Origin of the sequence: Pseudomonas sp. 30_B, from assembly GCF_017491605.1 — a bacterium.
Taxonomy (GTDB): Bacteria; Pseudomonadota; Gammaproteobacteria; order Pseudomonadales; family Pseudomonadaceae; genus Pseudomonas.
In genome coordinates this window covers 1-248 of record NZ_JAFGYY010000457.1, presented here as the reverse complement: position 1 = coordinate 248, position 248 = coordinate 1, and the positions used below count along the sequence as shown (strand labels likewise).

The following is a 248-nucleotide window of genomic DNA, read 5'->3' as shown; positions in this document are numbered from 1 at the left end:
CCAGCCCCGAGAACATCTCGTTGGACACCTGGCCCGCTTCGATATGTCCCGGCCAGCGGATCATCGCCGGCACCCGGAAGGCGCCTTCGTAGTTGGAGTTCTTCTCGTTGCGGAACGGAGAGGTGGCGGCATCCGGCCAGGACCACTGGTTCGGGCCGTTGTCGGTGGTGTAGACGACGATGGTGTTGTCGGCGATCTTCAGGTCGTCCACCGCCTTGAGCAGCTTGCCGACGTCGCCGTCGTGCTCG

At 64.5% G+C, this 248-nt stretch carries 1 protein-coding gene; it reads right to left on the bottom strand.

The genetic code is table 11. The annotated features are described in order from the left end of the window. The coding region (locus J5M67_RS29095) for a sulfatase-like hydrolase/transferase (RefSeq protein WP_207888748.1) at positions 1–248 on the bottom strand (248 nt) is incomplete at both ends.